Annotated in this window: 1 protein-coding gene; it reads right to left on the bottom strand. The window is 66.9% G+C overall.

Going from position 1 to position 900, the window contains the following annotated elements; translation table 11 throughout:
* Nucleotides 1–184 precede the first annotated feature (184 nt).
* Complete coding sequence (locus tag G3480_RS26900; RefSeq protein WP_164657246.1) at nt 185–724, bottom strand: DUF6431 domain-containing protein; 540 nt, start codon at nt 722–724, stop codon at nt 185–187.
* Nucleotides 725–900: the final 176 nt, after the last annotated feature.

The following is a 900-nucleotide window of genomic DNA, read 5'->3' as shown; positions in this document are numbered from 1 at the left end:
CAATGGACCCAGAACCGAGTAACGGAACAGGGCCATGGAATGGATGTCGGGCATCGCGATCTCCTCGTGTCTGAACAGGAGGACACAGGAGAACCGAGACGCCGCCCCGCGGGCAGGGGCAAGTTCTGTGGGACGCGCAACGGCCCCGCTGGCCGCTGTCCCGCGCGCGCCTCGTCTCAGGCCATCATGGGACGGCGACCCCCAGGCGCTCGACCCACCCCATCGCCTCGCTCAAGCGCAGGGTCTTAAAGCACCGCGACCAGAACGCCTGCCAGCCCACCGCCCGGCCGAGCTCGGCAAAACGGCTGCGCAGATGCAGGCTATGCTCATCGAATCGCCCCGCGATCCAACGCCGCCAGCGTCCGATGGTGCGCCGGCTCGGTCGCGTCTCCCGTGCGACCGCGCGCACCGACGCCTCGGCGCTCAAGCGCTCCACGACCGTCTGCTGACACGCCCACCAATACTGGCGCCAGGGCGACAGACACGCCGGCAGGCGCGAGCAGGTCCGGCGGCACGCCGGGCAAAAGAACCGCAGGATGATCAACCGCCCCACCGCCAGGGACACTCCTTCGCCCCGCGGCGCGTTGCGCTCATAGTGGCCATGACGATGCAGACCCGCCTTGCCGCAGTGCGGGCAACGCTCAGGCTTGTAGGCATCGGGGGTGCTCTCGAGCAGCGCTTGGTGGTGGTCCAGGCTCTCGATTCCTGGCAGCATGCGGGGCATCGGCCGGTCTCCTCGGGTGGTGTGATATCGCTTCCACGTACCACGTTACCAAAGGACGACCGGCCGTCCTTGCGGCCGTTCTGTTTCGATGTCTACAGGGGAATGGTTCAACCGAGGTCCTGGCGGACCGTGGGATTTTTCAGGCGGCTACGCCTGTTTAAGGGAGGGACGTAACA

The sequence above is a fragment of the Thiorhodococcus mannitoliphagus genome, assembly GCF_010915725.1.
GTDB classification, from domain to species: Bacteria; Pseudomonadota; Gammaproteobacteria; order Chromatiales; family Chromatiaceae; genus Thiorhodococcus; species Thiorhodococcus mannitoliphagus.
The sequence above is the reverse complement of the archived record's forward strand: the minus strand, read 5'-3'. Positions and strand labels throughout refer to the sequence as shown.